The organism is Lebetimonas sp. JS032 (genome assembly GCF_000523315.1).
In the GTDB taxonomy this organism is placed as follows: domain Bacteria; phylum Campylobacterota; class Campylobacteria; order Campylobacterales; family Nautiliaceae; genus Lebetimonas.
On record NZ_ATHS01000001.1, the window covers coordinates 855663 to 876447 of the forward strand.

Below are 20785 nucleotides of genomic sequence, written 5' to 3' on the forward strand. Positions count from 1 at the left end.
ATATCAATTCTCCTGTGATAAAATTTCTTAAAAAAACAGGGGAATAAATGAAAAAAAAGATAGCTTTAATTGTTTTTGGAATACTATTGGCAGTTTCAGTTTTTTTACTGATTAAATATATTATATTTTCACATAATTATGCCACTTCAAATGCAGTGTTTGTAAAAACCGATTCTCTTACAAATCTTTCTTTTAAAATTCCAGGGAAGATAGAAAAGATTTATGTAAACGAAGGCGATAATATTAAAAAGAATGAACTTCTTGCGAAACTTGATACAAAAGATTTGGAAATTCAAAAAAACGGGCTTATCAATCAGATAAACGCTTTAAAGCAAAAAATTCAGGCAAGTATTATCCAAAAAGATAAATTAAGCAAAGATATAGATGAAAACATAAATTTAATAAATACTCAGATTAAGAAGCTTGATAAACTGATTGAAGCAAAAAAGTATGAAATTAAGGCAAAAGAAAACAAACTTCAAAAACTTGCAAATGATTATAAAAGATTCAGCAGACTATATAAAAACAGAAAAATTTCATATGAAAAATATGAAAATGTAAAAACAGCTTTTTTTGCTTTGCAAAATGAAATAAATGCGGATAAAAAAATTTTGGAAAGTATGAATGAAGATAAAAATGCATTGTTTATAAAATTAAATATTGCAGAAAATAACAAAAAAGAAGTAATTAGATTAGCTAAGTTAACTGATTCAATGAAATCTCAGTTAAAAGTTTTGAATGATAAACTGGCTTTTATAAACCAGCATATAAAAGAGAGTTTTATATATGCTCCTTTTAACGGGAAAATAGCCAAAAAATTTGAAAACCCCGATGAAGTGGTAAATGCGGGCAGTAAAATTTTAAGTATTGTGAATCCAAAAGATTTGTATGTATTGGTTTTGCTTGAAGAGACTAAATTAAAAGGCATAAAAAAAGGAAACTATGCAAAAATTCATATTGACGCCACAGGTAAAGATTATAACGGATATGTAAATAAAATTTTGCCGGCGAGTGCCGCTACGTTTGCGCTCGTCCCAAGAGACATAAGCAGCGGTGAATTTACAAAATTAGCCCAGAGGTTTTATGTAAGGATTAAATTTAAAAAAATTCCTGATGATGTGCTTGTTGGGATGAGCGGGGAAGTTGAAATAGCAAAAAGCTATTAACTGAGTGAAAAATGAAATAATAAAAATTTTAGTGAAAGCAGTAAAAAATGCAACCTAAACTTTTCACTTTTAATTTTACACTTTACATTATTTTAATCATTACCGGTGCTTTTATGGCGGTTTTGGATACCACGATAGTGGATATTGTGGTACCGCGCTTAAAGGGGCCGCTATCAACCGATATGTACGGGGTTCAGTGGGTGATTACCGCTTATATGACGGCCGCTGCGGCCGGGCTTTTGGTGGTTGAGTGGCTTATTAAAAGATATGGAAATAAATGGGTTTATATAGTAGGGGTTGGACTTTTTAGTCTGGCTTCTTTTCTTTGTGGAGTATCAAATTCTCTTGGATTTATAATAAGTGCAAGGGTGGTTCAGGGGTTTGCCGAGGCTTTAATAATGGTTACGGCCCATATGATGATTTTTTCTTTGTTTCCTGATGATAAAAAAGGTATTGCAATGGGGATTTTTGCTTTAGGCGTGGCTTTTGCTCCGGCAATTGGGCCAACTTTAGGAGGATATCTGACCGAATGGTTTAGCTGGAGGGCCGTATTTTTTGTAAATGTACCGATTGGAATAATTATTGTTATTTTTGGAAGTCTGCTTTTGCCGGATATTGGCAAAAAAGAAAATTATTCTCTAAATATAATCTCTTTTGCATTTCTTTCAATTTCAACCGTGGCTCTTTTGATAATGCTTAGTAAAGGTCAGCAGTTTGGGTGGTTTAATTCTTCTTTTATAGTTTATTTGGCATTTGTTTCCTGGATAGCTTTTTTATTTTTTTTAATCAGCGAATATTTTTCAAAAAATAAACTGTTTGATTATTCGTTATTTAAAAACCCCTTTTATACACTTGGAATTTTAATCTATTTTGTTTTGCTCGGTTTTTCGATGTATCAGTATTTTTATATGATACCTGTATTTTACGAGCATATAAAAGGGCTTAGTTCCATTCAGGCGGGGCTAGGGGTTTTAGGATTTGGAATATGGATAGGGATTGTGAGTATAATTGCGGGGAATGTAAGCGACAAAACCGGTCCCATTCCTGTGCTTACGGTTGCGGTTATAATTTATCTGATAACATCTTTTTATCTTTTTCCGCCGATTAATTACTATATGAGTTTTAGCGAAGCGGTTTTAAGGACAATGCCTTTTGGAATATCTATGGGAATGTTTTTTGCGCCTGTAACGGTGCTTATTATGAATGCTGCTAAAAACAAAGGCGAACAGGCAATTGTGGTTATGGATTATGTGAGGTTTGTGGGAGGGAGTTTCGGTACTGCAATTGCTACAAATTCTATGTTTTTTTATCAGGCCAAAGAATATGACGGGATTGTAACCCTTCAGAATTATTCCATGGTCAGTGATTTGCTTGAAAAATTAAGATATGCTTTTGGAGTGGCCGGGGATGTTTTATTGAGAGATTTACAGGAATTTATGGCTATGAATTACGGGTTTAAGTATGTTTGGCTAAATGCCGCTTTTTGGGGATTATTGGGAAGTGTTTTTGTGTTTTTGCTGCCTATTGCTAAAAGATGGGTAATAAGAAATGAAAAATAAAATTGACACATCAATATTTCTCTGATAAAATATTTCAAATAAAAAAGGATAAAAATGAAAAGGCTTGCTTTAATATTTCCTCTATTTCTCAGTGCCGAGAGTTTTAACGATATAGCAAAATCTATAACAAATTCACTGAATTATAAACTTGCAAAAAAACAGGTGGAAATTTATGAAAAAAAATTAAAACTCAGCGAAGCAAAGAATTACGGAAGTGTAGATTTAAGTTATTCTTATGTGAGGCTTCATCAAAATCCTGTTATGAAAATGAACACAGATGTGGCCGTTGGAGCGCAAAACGCGGGGAGCGCCCCGGTTTATCCACTGATTTATCAAAATGTGAATACTGAAATTCAGGCAGGAAGAAAAAATAATTTTACGGGGGTTTTGAAATATTCATATCCGCTCTTTACAGGTTTTGCTATAACTAATTTAATTAAAAAATCAAAAATAGAACTGATACAAAAAAAGCTGGAACTTAAAAACACCAAAAGGGTTTTATTATTAAACGCCGCAAAATTATATTCAAATATTTATGCCCTAAATGCAAAGATTGATGCACTAAACAAAGCTAAAGCGGCTGTAACGAGTGCAAAAGAAAAGGCTTTTTCGTTTTATAAAGAAGGTCTTTTGAATAAATCCGAGGCGGATGAAATAGATGCGAAATATTATGAAATAAATGCAAAAATAGACAGTGCCCTTTTGCAAAAAAAAGCCCTTTTAAATATTTTCTCAAATCTTGTCAATAAAAAAATTAAAAAAATTGACGGTTTAAATGTCCCTTCTTTAAAAGAGGAAAATATTTTAAAACGACCCGATGTTTTGGCAATAAAAGAAAATCTTAATTTAAGCGAAACAATGGTAAATTTAGCGAAATCAAAATTTTATCCTCAAATCGGTATTGAAATAGGATTAAAAAAGGAAGCAAACACATTCGGACTGGATAAAAACTATTATCAAAACAGAGATAAATCTTACGGGGCTGTTGAATTAAATTATAATATTTTTGACGGAGGCGCCGATAAGGCCAATATAGAAGAAGCCAAAATAGCAAAACTGCAAAGTCTTATTTATTATAAAAACTATTTGAATACTGCCGAGACTGAGTATAAAAATGATTTATTAAAAATTAAGGCTCTAAAAGAGATGTATAAATCAGCTAAGTCAGAAGTCGAAGCAAGGCTCAGTTATTATGAATATATTAATGCTAAATTTGAAGAAGGCTTGGCGGATTCAGCCGATTTGACGGACGCCATTGCCAAACTTGCTGCTGCCAGGGCTAAAAAAGAGGATGTAAAATCCCAAATTTTCTTTTATACAATAAAAGCCAATTTAGACGGGGGAAGCAATTTTTAATGTAAAATGTAAAATGGAAAATGAAATTTTTATATAAAAGGTTATGAAATGAAAAAAAATATAGTAGGAATTATATTAATAATTTTAGTGGCAATTGGAGGGGTTTTAATTTACAAAGCCTTGAATGCGAAAAAGATGCCTCCCGGGCTTGTGGCCGGTGTCGGTAATTTTGACGGGGATTTGATAAACATAAACACAAAATATCCCGGAAGGATTGTAAAAATCAATATTGATGACGGGAGTGATATTAAAAAAGGCAGTGTTATTGCCGTTCTTGACAGCGATGAATATAAAGATAAATTAAAATCTATTGAAGCTGAGATTAAGGCTAAAAAAAATGAATTAAATTTTACAGCCGCTAAAATAAAAAACGGTATAAAACAGGCCGAGCTGGCTTACGGGGTAAAAAAAGACGAATTAAATGCATTGGAAAAAAATATAGAAATCTTAAAAGCTGTAATTGCTCAGGATAAAAACTTTAATTAAAGCAGTAAAGAAAATTTAAATACGGCCATAGCAGCGAGAGTTAACATTAAAGCTCTTAAAAACGCTATTTTGGCTTTAAAAGCCAAGAGGGATGAAATACAGAGTGTAATCAATGAACTTACAATAAAATCTCCTATTAACGGATATATAATAGATAAAGTTGCAAACATCGGTGAAGTTCTTGGGGCTGGTATGAGCGTGGCTACTGCAATAAACCCCCAAAAACTTTATTTAAAAATGTATGTTGATGAAATTAATAACGGAAAAATAAAAATAGGGGAGCGGGCAGTTATATTTTTGGATGCGTATCCAAACAAACCTATTGAGGCAAGAGTAATTAAAATTGCCCAAAGAGCCGAATTTACTCCAAAAGAGGTTGAGGTGAGGGAAGACAGGATTCAAAGGGTTTATGAAGTTGATATAAAACCGGTAAATCCTAATCCTTTAATAAAATTCGGGCTTCCGGGAATCGGGGTTATAAGTATAGGGGGCAGGTTACCTAAGAATTTAGACGAATTGCCAAAACTGTAATGTAAAATGGATAATGGAAAATGAGTGTAAATGAGCAAAGCGAATTAAACTCATCTGGCTGTTTGAAAAACGGCCACGATGAAAAATTAATATTTGAAACAAAAAATGTAACTGTAAAATATAAAAACAAAACTGCCATTGAAAAAGCTTCTATTGAAGGATATGAAAAAGAGATAATCGGATTTATCGGGGCTGACGGGGCGGGGAAGAGCTCTTTTATGTATGCCATAAGCGGGGTTAAGGATTTTGAAGGGGAAATAAGCTTTTATAATTTTGCTTATAAAAATATAAAAGAGACTGAGAAATTAAAACAAAATATCGGTTTTATGCCCCAGGGTTTAGGGCTGGTTCTGTATAAAAATCTGAGTGTAAAAGAGCATCTTGATTTTTTCAGCGATATAAGAAATGTAAAAAAAGATGACGAATATTATGAATATAGAATTAGACTTCTTAAAATGGCGGGGCTGTATGAATTTCGGGACAGGCTGTCTAAAAATTTAAGCGGGGGAATGAAACAAAAACTCTCCCTTATCTGCACACTTATTCATAAACCGAAACTCCTTATACTTGACGAACCGACAACCGGGGTTGACCCTCTAAGCCGCAGGGAGCTTTGGAAAATACTGGATGAAACCAGAAGCGGCCTAACGATTGTAAGCACCGCTTATATGAATGAGGCCGCCCTGATGGACAGGGTATATCTTTTTGACGAGGGTAAAATTATCGCCGGCGGAAAACCGAAAGAACTGATTAATTCAATCAAAGAATATGTCTATGAAGAGACTGAGTGTGAAGAATGTATAACATTTAATAAAACCACTTATTCATTAAAATCTTTAAATGCTCCTCATAAAGAGCCTACATTGGAGGGCCTCTTTTTTGTAAATGCACTTAAAAGGGGTAAAATACCTCCAAAAATGATGATTAAAGAAAATAAAAAAACGTTGCCGGATGTGGTGCTTGAAGCAAGGGGAATGACTAAAAGATTCGGTGATTTTACAGCGGATGACCATATTGATTTAGAGCTTAAAAAAGGTGAAATTTTAGGGCTTCTCGGGGCAAACGGGGCGGGTAAAACAACGCTTATTAAAATGCTTCTGGGGCTTTATCCCATTGATGAGGGGGAACTTATTTTACTTGGTAAAAAGATTAAATCGTATGAAGACAGACTCGGCTTAAAAAGTAAAATCGGATATATGTCTCAGCTTTTTGCCCTTTACAAAGATATGACGATAAGGGAAAATCTTTTGTATTTTGCGAATATGCATAAAATTGATTTACTTAAAACCCATTATTTAATAAAAGAATATGCAAAGTCTCTCGGTTTTGAAGAATATTTAGATTCATTTCCAAAAGATGTGCCCATTGGAATAAATCAGAGATTTTCCTTGAGTGCCGCTATTATGCACGAACCGGTGGTTTTATTTTTAGACGAGCCTACAAGCGGGGTGGATACAATTGCAAGAGCCCAGTTTTGGGATATTTTGCATCAGCTTAAAGTTAAATGGGGAATTTCAATAATAGTTACAACCCATTATATGAGTGAGGCTGAATACTGCGACAGGGTTGTTGTGTTAAAAAGAGGCAAAAAAATAGTGGATGACACAGTAAAAAATCTGTATCAAAAATTTCCTGAAGCTGAAAGTTTTGAAGATATATTTGTTAAATTTTATAAGGAAAACTTATAAAAGTGAAAAGTGAAAAGTGTAAAATGAAAAGTGTAAAATTAGGGGGATGTAAGTGAATTTTGGAGTTATAAGGGCATATATCTTAAATGAATTTAAAGATTTAATCAGAAGTAAAATGATATTTATGGTTTATTTGGTGCCTTTAATGATACTTATTTTGTTCGGTTACGGTATTAAAATGGATGTAAAGCATGCGCGAAGTGTGGTGATTGACTATGATAAAAGTAAAATTTCACTTGAGCTTATTTCAAAAATGAAAAATTCCCAGTATTTTAAACTATTGCCGAAAATGAGTGAAAAAGAAGCTCTAAAACAAATGAAAACAGGAAAAGTTGATATGATTTTTATTATTCCACCTTCATTTGAAAAAAATATTTTAAAAAATCAAAAAACTGGGATCGGTGTTTTTATAGACGGTGCATATCCTATGAGGGCACTCACAATGCAAAGTTATGCAGAGGGGTTGATTTTAGATATTGCAAAAAGATTAAAGCCCGGATTAAAAAGTTTGATTTCAATAAATCAAAGAATGCTTTTTAACCAGTCTCTAAGAGACGCAAATGCAATAGTCCCTGGGCTTTTAGGGCTTATTTTATTGGTTGCACCTGCGATTTTGGCGGCACTTTTAATTGTAAAGGAAAAAGAAGAGGGCACTATTTTTAATTTTTATTCCTCCCCTGTAGGGAAAATAGATTTTTTAATATCCAAATTAACCCCTGTGTTTTTTTTGCATTCATTTAATATATTTAATCTTTTTTTAGTGGCTGTTTATATTTTTAAAGTTCCCTTTAAAGGCAATTTTTTAATCTATTTTTTTTCAAGTGAAATATATATTTTAATATCTCTGGGAATAGGGCTTTTGGTAAGTATAGTCTCTTCAAGGCAGATTGTGGCTCTTGTTCTTACCATTATTATTACCATAATTCCAGGATTTTTATATTCCGGAATGCTTATGCCAATCTCCTCTATGAAAGGGGAGTCGTATATTGAAGCCCATCTGTTTCCTGTAATGTATTATAACCATTTGGTTTATGACACATTTTTGATTGGTCAGGGTTTCGGCTCTTCTAAAAACATACTCTATTTTTGTATCTTGATTGTTTATGCTGTTGTTTTATTGATTCTTGGAAGATTGTTTTTGAAAAAAGGTCTGAAATGAAACAGTTTTTGAGCATTTTCAGTAAGGAAATTTTAAGCTTTTTAAGAAATGTAGGACTTGTGGCGGTGGTTTTGTATTCTTTTACCTTTGATATTTATATTGCTGGAAACGGAATTCAGGTAAAACCGAGAAATGTATCTATAGGATATGTGGATTATTCGGGAGATGTTGTTTCTAAAAAAATTCTCTCACACCTGCATAAACCGGAATTTAAAACACCGGTTATTTTTAAATCCCAAAAAGAGTTAAGTGATGCAATTTTTAACAAAAAAATAATGGTAGGAATTGTGTTTGATAATAATTTTGAAAAAAATATTTATAAAAAAAAGCCTGCCAAAATAAATGTATTGATTGATTCAACGGCGGCAAGCCAGGCTTATGTAACGCTTAGTTACCTTCAAAATATTATTTTAAATATGAGCAATATAAAATTACCCGTTGATTTGGCAATTCATAAACTTTTTAATCAAAACAGCAATTCAAAATGGTTTATGAGTTTTACCGAGCTTTTATCCGTCATTACTTTGCTTGGGGTGATATTAAGCGCAATGGTCTTTGTAAAGGAAAAAGAGGACGGTACGTGGGATATTATGCTTTTAATGCCGGTTAGTTCCAAACTTATTATTTTTGCAAAAATATTTTCGCAAGTTGTTATTTTGCTTGGAGGGGTTATTCTGGCATTTGGTTTTGTAATTTTTGGCGTTTTTAACGCACCGATGAACGGAAGTTTTTTTGATTTTTTAATATTAACTCTTCTTTATTCCATAACGGCGGCGGGACTCGGGCTTTTTATTGCTGCAATCAGCGAAAGCGCTCTGCAGGTGGGACAGTATTCAATGCTCATAATGATGCCTCTGATTTTCTTGAGCGGTGCATGGACACCTATTTATGCTATGCATCCAATGTTGCAGTTTTTATCTTTGTTTTCTCCTTTAAGGTATTATATTGAAGGAAGTGAGAGTATAATGTTTAGAGGCGCTGATATGATTCATTTATGGCAATTTTATGCGGCGCTTACATTTTTGGGTATTATTTTATTTATATACGGGTACAGAAAAATGGGAAGACTGTTTTAAAATTAAAAGTGAGAAATTAAAAATGAAAAATGATAAATATTGTGAGAAGGATAAAAAATGAGAGATATACAAAAAGAGTTTTTAGATAATAGAAATCCTACAAAAGATTTGTGGAGGATGTTCAGGGTAATAAGTGATTTTACAGATGCATTTGAAGAGCTTGAAGATTTACCTCCTGCAATATCTATTTTTGGAAGTGCGAGGGAAAAGCCGGGAGAATATTATTATGAAAAAGCAGTTGAAATCAGTAAAAAATTAAGCCAAAAAGGTTATGCAATAATTACAGGTGGCGGTCCCGGTATTATGGAAGCGGCATGTAAAGGTGCAAAAGTAAGCGTAGGACTCAATATTCTTTTGCCCCATGAACAAATTACCAACCCTTATGTAAAAATATCTTTAAAATTCAAATATTTCTTTACAAGAAAAGTGACATTTTTAAAATATTCGGTAGGAACCGTTATGATGCCGGGGGGATTCGGTACATTGGATGAGCTTAGCGAAGTTTTAACACTTGCGCAAACAGGCAGAATGAGCCAGATTCCAATTGTTTTTTTCGGCAGGGAATATTATAAACCGCTGCTGGATTTTTTTGAAAAAATGCTTGAATATAAACATATTGATAAAAAAGATTTAAATTTGTTTATCGTTACAGATGATGTAGACGAAGCGGTTAGTTATATATATAATAATGCTATAAAGCCTAATGTTAAGTAGCCACGTTCCAAGTGGCCAAGCTTTAAGTTTAAAGTGAGTAGTGAGTAGTGAGTTGTCAAGAGCCCAACTGACCAAGTGAAGAGTTAAAAATGAGCTCTGCTCATCTGGCTGCTTGAAAAGCGGCCATGATGAAAGTAAAAATTCAAAATAAAAATTATTGTTTTATATTATTGAACTAGAACCTATACCGACTTTTCCTTTAAAAAAGGAAAAATTAACCCCTTTTTATCTTGTAAAATCCCGTAAAATCGTTTATAATTTCATTCCAAAATGCGTGGAAAAACCACGAGATCTTTAAAAAGGAAGAAAATGGAAAAAATCAGAATTAAACTTCAAGCATATGATCACAGAGTGCTTGATAAAGCCGTTGGAATAATTACTGACGCTATTAAAAGAACTGGAGCTGAAGTAAAGGGACCAATACCGTTACCTACAAAAATCAGAAGATATACAGTATTAAGATCACCTCATGTCAATAAAGATTCTAGAGAGCAATTCGAAATTAGAATTCACAGAAGACTTGTTGATGTTGTGAACGCATCGCCTGAAACTGTAGACCAATTAATGAAATTAGAATTGGCACCAGAGGTTGATGTAGAAGTTAGGGCATTAAGTTAAGGAGAATTGAATGGAATTTATAGTTGAAAAAATAGGAATGAGTAGGACAGTATCAATCCCGAGTATTCCGGTTACTTTATTAAAAATTGTTCCAGCTAAGGTTTGTGAAATAAAAGAGGATAAAGCATTGGTTGCTTATGCTAATGGCAAAAAAACAAATAAAGCACTTGAAGGTATGCAAAAAAAATATGGACTTTCAAAAGAATTTAACAGATTTGCAGAACTTAAAGTTGCAAATACAGAGCCCGGGGATTTAACAATAGATCCTTTAAAAGAAGCTAAAAAAGTAAAACTTACTTTTAAAAGTAAAGGTAGGGGATTTGCAGGTGTAATTAAAAGACACGGATTTGCAGGAGGTCCGGGAGGACACGGAAGTAGATTCCATAGAGCTCCGGGTTCAATCGGTAACTGTGAATGGCCTGGTAGAGTTCAGCCTGGACAAAAAATGCCGGGACATTACGGAAACAAAAACGTAACAGTTAACGCTGAAGTAGTTGAATTTGATGAAAATATGGGCGTGCTTGTTATTAAAGGAAGTGTTCCAGGGGCCAATGGAAGTTTAGGAAAAGTAAGGATTGTGAAATGAGTGAAATTACAAAAATAACAAATTTACCGGAAGATTTTAAAGGTATCAATCCGCATAACCTTTATTTATATGTAAAAGCATACCTTGCCAATCAAAGGGCAGGTACGGCTCATACAAAAACAAGAGGAGAAGTTAGCGGCGGCGGTAAAAAACCGTTTAGACAAAAAGGTTTAGGCAGAGCCAGACAGGGAAGTATCAGAGCACCTCAATTTACAGGCGGCGGTGTGGCTCACGGACCAAGAAACGAAAGAGACTGGTCACAAAAATTAAATAAAAAACAAAAAAGAGTGGCTCTTAAATATGCTTTAAATGAAAAAGCAAATAAGGAAAAACTTTATGTTGTTGATTCGATTAAAATCGAGTCAGGAAAAACAAAAGATGCTGTAAAATGGCTAAGTAATCTAAATGAAAGAGACTATTTAATAGTAGTTGACGAAATGGATGAAAATACATTTTTAGCATTCAGAAACATTCCAAACGTATATATTATTACACCAGAAGAATTAAATGCATATTATGCAAGCGTTTTTAAATCAATTATTTTTGATAAAGCGGCTTACGAAAAAGTTATAAAGGGCTAAAGATGGCTGATATTACAGATATTAAATCAATAGTTTATACTGAAAAAGCACTAAACTTGCAAGAAGATGGTGTTTTAGTAGTTCAAACTACACCAAAAGTAACTAAAAACCAATTAAAAACTATTTTTAAAGAATATTTCGGTGTAACACCGTTAAAAGTGAATTCACTTAGACAAAAAGGTAAAGTTAAGAGATTTAAAGGGATAACAGGTAAAAAATCGGATTTCAAAAAATTCTATGTAAAATTACCTGAAGATGCAAAACTTGAAAGCCTAAGTGTATAAAGGAAATACTATGGGAATTAAAACATATAAACCGTATACACCGTCAAGAAGATTTATGAGTTCGCTTGATAACAGCGACATAACTTCTAAACCAACGGTAAAAAAATTACTAATTAAATTGCCGGCCAAAGCCGGGAGAAACAATCAAGGTAGAATTACATCAAGACACAGACAGGCCGGAGCTAAAAAACTATACAGAATTATCGATTTCAAAAGAAATAAATTCGGAGTTCCGGGAAAAGTTACAACAATTGAATACGATCCGTACAGAAACTGTAGAATCTGCCTGATCACTTATGCTGACGGGGATAAAAGATATATTATTCAACCTGAAGGGCTAAAAATCGGAGATACTGTAATTGCTGCGGAAGCAGGACTTGATATATTGCCAGGAAATGCAATGAAACTTAAAAACATTCCAGTGGGTACTGTGGTTCACAATATAGAACTTAAACCCGGAAAAGGTGGTCAAATTGCAAGAGCCGCAGGAAACAGCTGCCAAATTATGGGTAGGGAAGAAAAATATGTAATTGTGAGATTACCTAGCGGCGAAATGAGAAAAATTTTAGGAGAATGTATGGCAACTATCGGTGTTGTCGGGAATGCCGATTATCAAAATATCACTGTAGGTAAAGCGGGCAGAAGCAGACATAAAGGTATCAGACCTCAAACAAGAGGTATTGCCATGAACCCGGTTGACCATCCACACGGTGGTGGTGAAGGTAGAAGCAAAGGTAACCATCCTGTAACACCTTGGGGAATGCCTACTAAAGGTTTCAAAACAAGAAAGAAAAAACAAAGTGACAAATACATCATTTCAAGAAGAAAGAAATAAGGATAAACGATGGCAAGAAGCACTAAAAAAGGTCCTTTTGTTGATGAACATTTAATGAAAAAAGTTTTAAAAGCAAAAGAAGAAAAAAATCCAAAACCAATTAAAACCTGGTCAAGAAGAAGTACAATTGTTCCAGAAATGATTGGACTTACAATTAACGTACACAATGGTAGAGACTTTGTCCCTGTTTATGTTACTGAAAGACATATCGGTTTTAAACTTGGTGAGTTTGCGCCGACCAGAACTTTCAGAGGGCACAAAGGTTCTGTTCAAAAGAAAATAGGTAAGTAAGGATAGGTGATGAGTAAAGCAGTATTAAAATTTATAAGACTTTCACCAACTAAAGCAAGATTAATAGCAAAAGAAATTCAGGGATTAAATGCTGAAGAGGCACTTGCAAAATTAGAATTTATGCCAAACAAAGCTGCAAGAGTGATTGCAAAAGTTGTTGCAAGTGCTGTTGCAAACGGTGGATATGACGCAAACGAAGTTAAAATTACTTCATGCAGAGTTGACAGAGGTCCTTATCTAAAAAGATTCAGACCAAGAGCTAGAGGGATGGCAAGTAAAATTCAAAAACCAACAGCTCATATTTACGTAGAAGTTGAAAAGGAAAGCTAATGGGTCAAAAAACAAATCCTATAGGACTAAGACTTGGAATAAACAGAAACTGGAGAAGTAGATGGTTTATTAACTATAACACTATGCCAGAAAATGTATTGGGTGATTATGAACTTAGAAAATTTCTAAAGAAAAAACTTTATTATGCCGGAATTAGTGATATTATTATCGAAAGAACAGCCAAAAAAATAAGAATTACTATTTTTGCCGCAAAACCTGGAATAATTATCGGCAAAGGCGGAAGCGAAATTGAAGCCTTAAAAAAAGAACTTCAAAATAAAATAGGTGATAAAGAACTTATTTTAAACATTAAAGAAGAAAGAAAACCTCAAATCAGTGCACAGTTGGCTGCTGAAAATATTGCTACTCAGATAGAAAGAAGGGTGGCATTCAGAAGAGCTATGAAAAAAGCTATTCAAAATGCTTTAAAATCTGGCGCAAAAGGAATTAAAGTTCAGGTTGCCGGAAGATTAAACGGAGCCGAAATGGCAAGAACCGAATGGTATCTTGAAGGCAGGGTTCCTCTTCATACATTAAGAGCGAAAATTGATTACGGCTTTGCCGAGGCTTTAACTACATACGGAATTATCGGCGTTAAAGTCTGGATATTCAAAGGTGAAGTTTTACAAAGAAGAAACCAAGAAGCAGTTTCTATAGAGGAAAGAAAACCTCAAAGAAGAAGAAAAGGACGAAGACATGTTAATGCCAAAAAGAACTAAATACAGAAAACAACAAAAAGGTAGAAACAAAGGAAAAGCCTATAGAGGAAGTTCTCTTGCATTTGGTACATACGGGTTAAAAGCAACTGAGCTTGGAAGAATTAATTCAAGACAAATTGAAGCTGGAAGGGTTGCTCTTACGAGAACAATGAAAAGAACAGGTAAAGTTTGGATTAGAGTATTTCCTGACAAACCTTTAACTTCTAAACCGGTAGGAGTTAGGATGGGTAAAGGTAAAGGTAGCGTGGAAGAGTGGGTTATGAATATTAAACCCGGAAGAATTATTTTCGAACTTACCGGTGTTGATAATGAAACTGCCGTTAGGGCGTTAACTCTTGCAGCTGCAAAATTACCTTTTAAAACAAAAATTATTTCAATGGAGAATGAAAATGAGCTATACTAAATTGAATGTAGCGGATTTGCTTGCAAAGAGTGAAGCGGAATTACAGGAGCTTCTAAAAAATAAAAAAATGGAACTGTTTGAGACAAGAATGAAATTAAAAACTATGCAATTGCAGGACACATCACTTGTTTCTAAAATCAGAAAAGATATCGCAAGAATTAAAACTGCGATGAGACAAAAAAGGGGTAACTAATGCCTAAAAGAATTATTACTGGAAAAGTTATTAAAAAAACTGGTGATAAAACTATAAATGTTTTAGTGGAAAGAAAAGTTTTACATCCAAAATATCATAAAATTGTTAAAAAATTTAAAAAATATCTTGTTCATGATGAAAATAACCAAGCAAATGTTGGTGATGTTGTTAGTGCAATTGAACACAGACCAATTTCCAAAAGAAAATCTTTTGTATTAAAAGAGATTCTTGAAAGAGGAGAATAAGAATGATTCAACCATTTACAAGACTAAAAGTTGCCGATAACAGCGGTGCTAAAGAAATTATGTGTATCAAGGTTTTGGGCGGCTCAAAAAGAAGATATGCCTCAGTAGGCGATATTATCATAGCTTCTGTAAAAAAAGCCATTCCGAACGGAAAAGTTAAAAAAGGTCAGGTTGTAAAAGCAGTAATTGTAAGAACTAATAAAGAAGTTCAAAGAGAAAACGGCTCATTAATCAGATTTGACGATAACGCTGCTGTTGTTATAGATGATAAAAAAGAGCCGGTTGGTACAAGAATTTTCGGTCCTATTGCCAGGGAAGTCAGATATGAAGGTTTCCAAAAAATTACATCACTTGCTCCGGAGGTGCTATAATGGCTGCTAGAAAAAACTTACCTCCTAAATTTAAAATTAAAAAAGGCGACAGCGTAAAAGTAATCGCCGGAGATGACAGAGGTAAAACGGGTGAAGTTTTAAAAGTTATTCCAAAAGAGGCTAAAGTAATAGTTAAAGGTGTGAATATTGTTAAAAAGGCTGTTAAGCCGACTGAGCAAAACCCAAAAGGCGGGTTTGAATATATTGAAAAACCTATTCACATTTCAAACGTAAAAAAAGTAGAAGGCTAAGAGATGTTTGAAGTACAAGAAAAATATTTAAAAGAAGTTAGACCAAAATTGGTTGAAGAGTTTGATATCAAGAATCCAATGCTTATACCTAATATTGAAAAAATAGTGGTTAGTGCCGGTGTAGGCGAAGGTGCCAAAGATAAAAAATTTCTTGAAAGCGTAGCGGATACGCTTACAATAATTACCGGACAAAAAGCTGTAATTACCCCTGCTAAAAAATCAGTAGCGGGATTTAAGGTAAGAGAAGGTATGCCTGTTGGTGTTAAGGTTACACTTAGAGGTGAAATGATGTGGAGTTTTCTTCAAAAACTAATCTCTGTTGCACTTCCAAGAGTTAGAGACTTTAAAGGTGTAAAAAGAGACGGGTTTGACGGAAGAGGAAACTTTAACTTTGGACTTAACGAACAATTAGTATTCACAGAGGTAAATTATGATAGTATTATAAAAGTACACGGTATGAATATTAATATTTCAACAACAACAGAAGATGATAAACTTGCACTTAGAATGCTTGAACTTATCGGATTCCCATTTACAAAAGGAAAAGCAAATGGCTAAAAAAAGTATGATAGCTAAAGCTAAAAGAAAACCAAAATTCAAAGTCAGGGCATATACAAGATGCTCAATTTGCGGTAGAGTACATTCAGTTTACAAAGATTTCGGAATTTGCAGAATTTGTCTTAGAAAAATGGCAAATGAGGGGTTACTCCCTGGTGTTAAAAAAGCTAGTTGGTAAAAGGATGCCAAGATGATGAGTGATATTATTGCAGACGGATTAACAAGAATCAGAAATGCCGCCATGAGGGGCATGGAAGTTACAAAGCTTAACTATTCGCGCCTTATGGAAGATGTTTTAAAAGTTTTTCAGGAAAAAGGCTATATAGAAAGTTTTAAAGTAGTGGAAGACGGTAATAAAAAATTTATAAATGTTACACTTAAATATGATGAAAATGGTAATTCCGTTATTAATGAACTTAAAAAAATATCCAAACCCGGAAGAAGGGTGTATAAAGGTTATGAAGACATTAAAAGATTTAAAAACGGATTCGGAACACTTGTTGTTTCTACCAATAAAGGTGTTTTAGCAAATGATGAAGCCTACAAATTAAAAGTGGGCGGCGAAGTAATCTGTAGTATCTGGTAAGGAGAAAATTTATGAGTAGAATAGGTAAATTGCCCGTAAAGTTAGCTTCTGGCCTTGAAGCTAAGCTTGAAGGGAATAAATTAATTATTAAAAAAGGCCAAGATGAAAAAGTTATAGACACAAAAGGTGTTGTAAAAGTTAATATTGACGGTGATACTATAACAGTTGAACCTGCTAGCGAAAATGACAAATTTGCTAAAGCAATGTGGGGAACAGTAAGAGCATTAGCTAATAATGCCGTTGTAGGATTAACCAAAGGGTTTGAAAAAAAACTTGAAATTAACGGAGTTGGATACAGAGCTGCAGTTAAAGGTAATATTTTAGAATTACAACTTGGATATTCACACCCTATTAATTATGAAATTCCTGCCGGAATCACAATTACGGTTGAAAAAAATTTAATTACTGTAAAAGGCACAGATAAACAAGAAGTCGGTCAAGTAGCAGCTGAAATTAGAAGCTTCAGAAAACCTGAACCGTATAAAGGTAAAGGTGTTAAATATGTTGATGAAGTTATTATCAGAAAAGCTGGTAAGACAGCTAAAAAATAAGGGTGAGAGATGAGAAGAAGTAAAGAATTAGCAAGAAGAGATTTAAGAAGACTTAAAAGAAAAAGAAGAGTCAGAGGTAGAATAAGCGGAACTGCTGAATTGCCAAGAGTCACTTTTTTCAGATCAAACAAATATATAATAGTTCAGGCTATTAATGATGCTGAAGGCAAAACTCTTGTATTTTTAAATACAGCACATTTGGAAAACAAACTTCCGGCTAATATTAACGGAGCTAAAGAAGCGGCAAAAATTTTTGCCCAAAATTTAAAAGATGCCGGAATCGACAAAGTTGCTTTTGATAGAAACGGATATAAATATCATGGTGTAGTTGCAGCATTTGCAGATACTCTAAGAGAAAATGGAATAAAAGTATAAAGGCGGCAAATGGCTAAATTAAAAGAAGTAATTAAAGATTATAATAAAGAAGAATTTGAAGAAGTAGTTGTTAACGTTGGAAGAATTACTAAAGTTGTTAAAGGCGGTAGAAGATTCAGATTTAACGCTTTGGTAGTCGTTGGAAATAAAAAAGGAATTGTAGGGGTCGGAAACGGTAAAGCCAAGGAAGTTCCTGATGCTATTAAAAAAGCAATTGAAGATGCTTTCAAAAACTTGGTAAAAATTGAAGGTATTCACGGCAATACCATTAATCATGAAGTGGAAGTAAAATTCAATTCATCAAAAATTTTATTAAAACCTGCAAGTGAAGGTACAGGACTGATTGCCGGTGGTGCTGTAAGACCTGTGCTTGAATTAGTGGGAATTAAAGATATTCTTTCTAAATCACTTGGATCAAACAATGCTCACAATCTTGTAAGGGCTACTCTTGAAGCTCTTAAAGAGATTAAAAGTAAAAAGGCGTAAAGATGGCATTAGAAAACTTAAAACCTGCATGCGGGTCAACACATAAAACAAAAAGAGTTGGACGCGGACCTGCCAGCGGATACGGAAAAACATCGACAAGAGGACAAAAAGGTCAAAAATCTAGAACAGGTTATAATCAAAAAAGAGGTTTTGAAGGCGGTCAACAGCCGATTCAAAGAAGATTGCCAAAAATAGGCTTTAAAAGTAGAGTTGTAAAGCCTCAGGCTATTAATGTAGATAAATTCAGCGCTGTTTTGGAATTAGACGAAATTACAATGGAGAGCTTGGCCAAAGTTGTAAAAATAAGAGCTGAAAAAGTAAAATTGATAGGCACAAAAGCAAAAGAACTTAAAGATAAAATAAAAGATAGTAATATTACTACTTCTGGAAAGTAAGGGTATGAATCCTATAGCTAAAAAAATACTTATAACCCTTGGCTTCCTTCTTGTTTACAGAATTTTGGCATATGTGCCGGTTCCAGGGGTAAATTTGGATGTAGTAAAAGATTTTTTTGCAGGCCACCAGCATGACGCATTGGGGCTGCTTAATATGTTCAGCGGTAACGCTGTCAGCAGAATGAGTATTATTGCCCTTGGTGTAATGCCGTATATTACCGCTTCAATTATTATGGAACTTCTTGCAGCAACTTTTCCTAGTTTGGGAGAACTTAAAAAAGACAGTACAGGTTTTCAAAAATATATGAAAATTATAAAATATTCAACCGTTGCAATTGCATTTATTCAGGCAATCGGTATTGCAATAGGACTTTCTCATTTAACCGGTAGAGGCGGAGAAAGCGCTGTTATGATAGATATGAGCTCTTTTGTATTGTTAACTGCATTTTCCATGCTCGGCGGTACTATGTTTTTAGTGTGGATTGGTGAGCAGATTACCGATAAAGGTATCGGAAACGGTATAAGTTTAATAATTTTTGCCGGAATTGTAAGCAGAATTCCTTCAGCGATAATGGGAACACTTAATTTGGTAGATGTCGGAGAACTTAGCGTAATAGGACTTATTTTTGTTCTAATAATAGTAGTGGCCACTGTGGCTTTTATTATATATGTTGAACTTGGGGAAAGAAGGGTTCCTATTTCTTATCAGAAAAAAGTGTTGATGCAAAACAGATTTAAAAGGGTTATGAATTATATACCTATTAAAGTAAATTTAAGTGGTGTTATTCCTCCTATCTTTGCGAGTGCGATTTTAATGTTTCCTTTAACCGTTTTGAGCGGGGTTAATAATCCTATTTTGGTATCAATCAGGGATTCATTAAATCCAAACGGATATCTGTTTCATGTTATTGAATTTTTATTGGTTATATTTTTTGCATATTTTTATGCGTCAATTGTGTTTAATGCAAAAGATATAGCAGAAAACCTTAAAAAACAGGGCGGCTTTATTCCTGGTATCAGACCGGGTGAGAGTACGGCTAAATTTTTAAACAGTGTTGCTAATAAACTAACGTTCTGGGGTTCAATGTATTTAGGTGCTATTACCATACTGCCTTGGCTTCTTGTAAAATTAATGGGTGTCAATTTCTATTTTGGAGGGACAGCCGTATTGATTGTTGTTCAGGTGGCAATAGACACTATGAGAAAAATACAGGCCCAGCTTACTATGCAAAAATATGACACTCTTTCAGTTACAGGACTTTAATTATATGGAAATTATGAATTTTAGATGTTGGATGTTGGATTATAAATTAGTTCAACATTCAACATTATTTATTTAACATTCAACATTCAACATTTAACATTTAAAAGAGGAGATATGGCAGTTATTATTAAAAAACCAAAAGAAATAGAAGAGATTAAAAAACCTGCTAAAATTGTAGGGCAGACTTTAAAACTTTTAAGGGAAAATGCAAAACCAGGAGTTACCCCTCTCGAACTTGATAAAATGGCGGAAGATTTTATCAGAAGCAAAAACGCAAGACCTGCTTTTAAAGGTTTATATGATTTTCCAAATGCCGTATGTATTTCCAAAAACGGTGTTGTAATTCACGGAATACCGGATAATGAACCTTTAAAAGAAGGTGATGTGGTTGGTTTTGATGTTGGGGCCGAACTTAACGGATGGTACGGAGATGCCGCAATAACAGTGGGAATAGGAAAAATAAAAGAAGAATACCAAAGAATGATAGATGCGGCAAAAGGTGCACTTTATCATGCAATTGAAAATATAAAACCGGGTATGAGATATAAACAGATAAGTAAACTTATAGAAGATTATATAACATCTCACGGATATGTTCCCTTAAAAGGTTACAGCGGTCACGGAATAGGCAGAAAACCTCATGAAGAGCCGCAGATACTAAATTATGTGGAAGGTAAACCGAATCAGGGTGAAAAAGTAAAAAACGGACATGTGTTCTGTCTTGAACCGATGCTTTGTCATAAAGCCGGAGAGCCGGTTTTAGGAGAAAACGGATGGGATGTATACTGTGAAGATATGGAAGTAGGGGTTCATTATGAACATCAGGTTGCAATAGTTGATAACAAAGCAATAATATTAACGGAGGAGAATTGATGGGAAAAGATGTTTTAGAAGTCGACGGTATAGTTAAAGAAGCACTTCCTAACGCAATGTTTAAAGTTGAACTTGAAGGATTAAAAAAAGAAGTTTTATGCCATATAAGCGGAAAAATAAGAATGAATTATATAAAAATTGTCCCGGGGGATAAAGTAAAAGTCGAAATTAACCCGTACAGTCTTGATAAGGGAAGAATTACTTACAGATACAAATAAGTTAAAAGTTAAAAATGTAAAGTGTAAAGTTTAAGAA

General features: G+C 33.8%; 32 protein-coding genes. All 32 read left to right on the plus strand.

What is annotated here, in order from left to right:
- Positions 1-47: 47 nt before the first annotated feature.
- The 32 genes from DZ65_RS0104740 to infA all read left to right on the plus strand — a co-directional run bounded on the left by DZ65_RS0104740 (position 48) and on the right by infA (position 20748).
- A complete protein-coding gene (locus DZ65_RS0104740; protein WP_024790835.1) occupies positions 48-1166 on the plus strand; it encodes an HlyD family secretion protein in 1119 nt (372 codons plus the stop codon).
- 47 nt (positions 1167-1213) lie between these two features.
- A complete protein-coding gene (locus DZ65_RS0104745; protein ID WP_024791292.1) occupies positions 1214-2725 on the plus strand; it encodes a DHA2 family efflux MFS transporter permease subunit in 1512 nt (503 codons plus the stop codon).
- 54 nt (positions 2726-2779) lie between these two features.
- Entirely contained in the window at positions 2780-4081 is a 1302-nt protein-coding gene (locus DZ65_RS0104750; protein ID WP_024790837.1) for a TolC family protein, read from the plus strand.
- Positions 4082-4129: 48 nt separating this feature from the next.
- Positions 4130-4567 (plus strand): biotin/lipoyl-binding protein, encoded by a 438-nt coding sequence (locus DZ65_RS10850; RefSeq protein ID WP_051428176.1) that lies wholly within the window; start codon positions 4130-4132, stop codon positions 4565-4567.
- Between the two features lie 69 nt (positions 4568-4636).
- Positions 4637-5098, plus strand: coding sequence for an HlyD family secretion protein (locus tag DZ65_RS10855; protein ID WP_051433538.1), 462 nt, complete (start codon positions 4637-4639; stop codon positions 5096-5098).
- Between the two features lie 20 nt (positions 5099-5118).
- Positions 5119-6786, plus strand: coding sequence for an ATP-binding cassette domain-containing protein (locus tag DZ65_RS0104760; RefSeq protein WP_084021915.1), 1668 nt, complete (start codon positions 5119-5121; stop codon positions 6784-6786).
- A gap of 52 nt (positions 6787-6838) precedes the next feature.
- A complete protein-coding gene (locus tag DZ65_RS0104765; protein WP_024790839.1) occupies positions 6839-7945 on the plus strand; it encodes an ABC transporter permease in 1107 nt (368 codons plus the stop codon).
- On the plus strand, positions 7942-9021 hold the full coding sequence (locus DZ65_RS0104770; protein ID WP_024790840.1) for an ABC transporter permease: 1080 nt from the start codon (positions 7942-7944) through the stop codon (positions 9019-9021). The genes DZ65_RS0104765 and DZ65_RS0104770 overlap by 4 nt, the downstream gene beginning before the upstream one ends.
- 57 nt (positions 9022-9078) lie before the next feature.
- The gene (locus tag DZ65_RS0104775; RefSeq protein WP_024790841.1) at positions 9079-9735 is read left to right on the plus strand and encodes a TIGR00730 family Rossman fold protein; all 657 of its coding nucleotides are present in this window, start codon (positions 9079-9081) and stop codon (positions 9733-9735) included.
- 309 nt (positions 9736-10044) lie between these two features.
- Positions 10045-10353, plus strand: a complete 309-nt coding sequence (gene rpsJ / locus DZ65_RS0104780) for a 30S ribosomal protein S10 (protein WP_024787530.1) — start codon at positions 10045-10047, stop codon at positions 10351-10353.
- A 10-nt stretch (positions 10354-10363) separates the two neighbouring features.
- A complete protein-coding gene (rplC, locus tag DZ65_RS0104785; protein ID WP_024787531.1) occupies positions 10364-10939 on the plus strand; it encodes a 50S ribosomal protein L3 in 576 nt (191 codons plus the stop codon).
- Positions 10936-11520 carry a 50S ribosomal protein L4 gene (gene rplD, locus DZ65_RS0104790; RefSeq protein WP_024790842.1) on the plus strand — a complete coding sequence of 195 codons (585 nt, stop codon included), beginning with the start codon at positions 10936-10938 and terminating at the stop codon, positions 11518-11520. The genes rplC and rplD overlap by 4 nt, the downstream gene beginning before the upstream one ends.
- Before the next feature lie 2 nt (positions 11521-11522).
- Positions 11523-11804, plus strand: a complete 282-nt coding sequence (locus DZ65_RS0104795) for a 50S ribosomal protein L23 (RefSeq protein ID WP_024789697.1) — start codon at positions 11523-11525, stop codon at positions 11802-11804.
- A gap of 10 nt (positions 11805-11814) precedes the next feature.
- On the plus strand, positions 11815-12639 hold the full coding sequence (gene rplB / locus DZ65_RS0104800; RefSeq protein WP_024787534.1) for a 50S ribosomal protein L2: 825 nt from the start codon (positions 11815-11817) through the stop codon (positions 12637-12639).
- 9 nt (positions 12640-12648) lie between these two features.
- Entirely contained in the window at positions 12649-12930 is a 282-nt protein-coding gene (gene rpsS / locus DZ65_RS0104805; protein ID WP_024787535.1) for a 30S ribosomal protein S19, read from the plus strand.
- 9 nt (positions 12931-12939) lie between these two features.
- Positions 12940-13260: a 50S ribosomal protein L22 gene (rplV, locus tag DZ65_RS0104810; protein WP_035003134.1), complete on the plus strand. Its 321-nt coding sequence runs from the start codon at positions 12940-12942 to the stop codon at positions 13258-13260.
- On the plus strand, positions 13260-13979 hold the full coding sequence (gene rpsC / locus DZ65_RS0104815; RefSeq protein ID WP_024790843.1) for a 30S ribosomal protein S3: 720 nt from the start codon (positions 13260-13262) through the stop codon (positions 13977-13979). Before rplV ends, rpsC begins: the two co-directional genes overlap by 1 nt.
- Positions 13957-14382, plus strand: coding sequence for a 50S ribosomal protein L16 (gene rplP, locus DZ65_RS0104820; RefSeq protein WP_024787538.1), 426 nt, complete (start codon positions 13957-13959; stop codon positions 14380-14382). Before rpsC ends, rplP begins: the two co-directional genes overlap by 23 nt.
- Entirely contained in the window at positions 14369-14575 is a 207-nt protein-coding gene (rpmC, locus tag DZ65_RS0104825) for a 50S ribosomal protein L29 (RefSeq protein ID WP_024787539.1), read from the plus strand. Before rplP ends, rpmC begins: the two co-directional genes overlap by 14 nt.
- Positions 14575-14820, plus strand: a complete 246-nt coding sequence (gene rpsQ / locus DZ65_RS0104830; protein ID WP_024789699.1) for a 30S ribosomal protein S17 — start codon at positions 14575-14577, stop codon at positions 14818-14820. Before rpmC ends, rpsQ begins: the two co-directional genes overlap by 1 nt.
- Positions 14821-14822: 2 nt before the next feature.
- Positions 14823-15191: a 50S ribosomal protein L14 gene (gene rplN / locus DZ65_RS0104835; protein WP_024789700.1), complete on the plus strand. Its 369-nt coding sequence runs from the start codon at positions 14823-14825 to the stop codon at positions 15189-15191.
- Positions 15191-15442, plus strand: a complete 252-nt coding sequence (gene rplX / locus DZ65_RS0104840; RefSeq protein WP_024787542.1) for a 50S ribosomal protein L24 — start codon at positions 15191-15193, stop codon at positions 15440-15442. The genes rplN and rplX overlap by 1 nt, the downstream gene beginning before the upstream one ends.
- 3 nt (positions 15443-15445) lie before the next feature.
- On the plus strand, positions 15446-16000 hold the full coding sequence (gene rplE, locus DZ65_RS0104845; RefSeq protein ID WP_024787543.1) for a 50S ribosomal protein L5: 555 nt from the start codon (positions 15446-15448) through the stop codon (positions 15998-16000).
- Positions 15993-16178, plus strand: coding sequence for a type Z 30S ribosomal protein S14 (locus tag DZ65_RS0104850; protein ID WP_024787544.1), 186 nt, complete (start codon positions 15993-15995; stop codon positions 16176-16178). Before rplE ends, DZ65_RS0104850 begins: the two co-directional genes overlap by 8 nt.
- Positions 16179-16190: 12 nt before the next feature.
- Complete coding sequence (rpsH, locus tag DZ65_RS0104855) at positions 16191-16586, plus strand: 30S ribosomal protein S8 (RefSeq protein WP_024787545.1); 396 nt, start codon at positions 16191-16193, stop codon at positions 16584-16586.
- 11 nt (positions 16587-16597) lie between these two features.
- The gene (gene rplF / locus DZ65_RS0104860) at positions 16598-17137 is read left to right on the plus strand and encodes a 50S ribosomal protein L6 (RefSeq protein ID WP_024790844.1); all 540 of its coding nucleotides are present in this window, start codon (positions 16598-16600) and stop codon (positions 17135-17137) included.
- A 9-nt stretch (positions 17138-17146) separates the two neighbouring features.
- The gene (gene rplR / locus DZ65_RS0104865) at positions 17147-17512 is read left to right on the plus strand and encodes a 50S ribosomal protein L18 (protein WP_024790845.1); all 366 of its coding nucleotides are present in this window, start codon (positions 17147-17149) and stop codon (positions 17510-17512) included.
- Between the two features lie 9 nt (positions 17513-17521).
- A complete protein-coding gene (rpsE, locus tag DZ65_RS0104870) occupies positions 17522-17998 on the plus strand; it encodes a 30S ribosomal protein S5 (RefSeq protein WP_024787548.1) in 477 nt (158 codons plus the stop codon).
- Positions 17999-18000: 2 nt separating this feature from the next.
- The gene (rplO, locus tag DZ65_RS0104875; RefSeq protein WP_024787549.1) at positions 18001-18393 is read left to right on the plus strand and encodes a 50S ribosomal protein L15; all 393 of its coding nucleotides are present in this window, start codon (positions 18001-18003) and stop codon (positions 18391-18393) included.
- Between the two features lie 4 nt (positions 18394-18397).
- Positions 18398-19657 carry a preprotein translocase subunit SecY gene (gene secY / locus DZ65_RS0104880; protein ID WP_024787550.1) on the plus strand — a complete coding sequence of 420 codons (1260 nt, stop codon included), beginning with the start codon at positions 18398-18400 and terminating at the stop codon, positions 19655-19657.
- A 114-nt stretch (positions 19658-19771) separates the two neighbouring features.
- Positions 19772-20530: a type I methionyl aminopeptidase gene (gene map, locus DZ65_RS0104885; RefSeq protein WP_024790846.1), complete on the plus strand. Its 759-nt coding sequence runs from the start codon at positions 19772-19774 to the stop codon at positions 20528-20530.
- On the plus strand, positions 20530-20748 hold the full coding sequence (infA, locus tag DZ65_RS0104890; RefSeq protein WP_024787552.1) for a translation initiation factor IF-1: 219 nt from the start codon (positions 20530-20532) through the stop codon (positions 20746-20748). The genes map and infA overlap by 1 nt, the downstream gene beginning before the upstream one ends.
- The last annotated feature ends 37 nt before the right edge of the window (positions 20749-20785 follow it).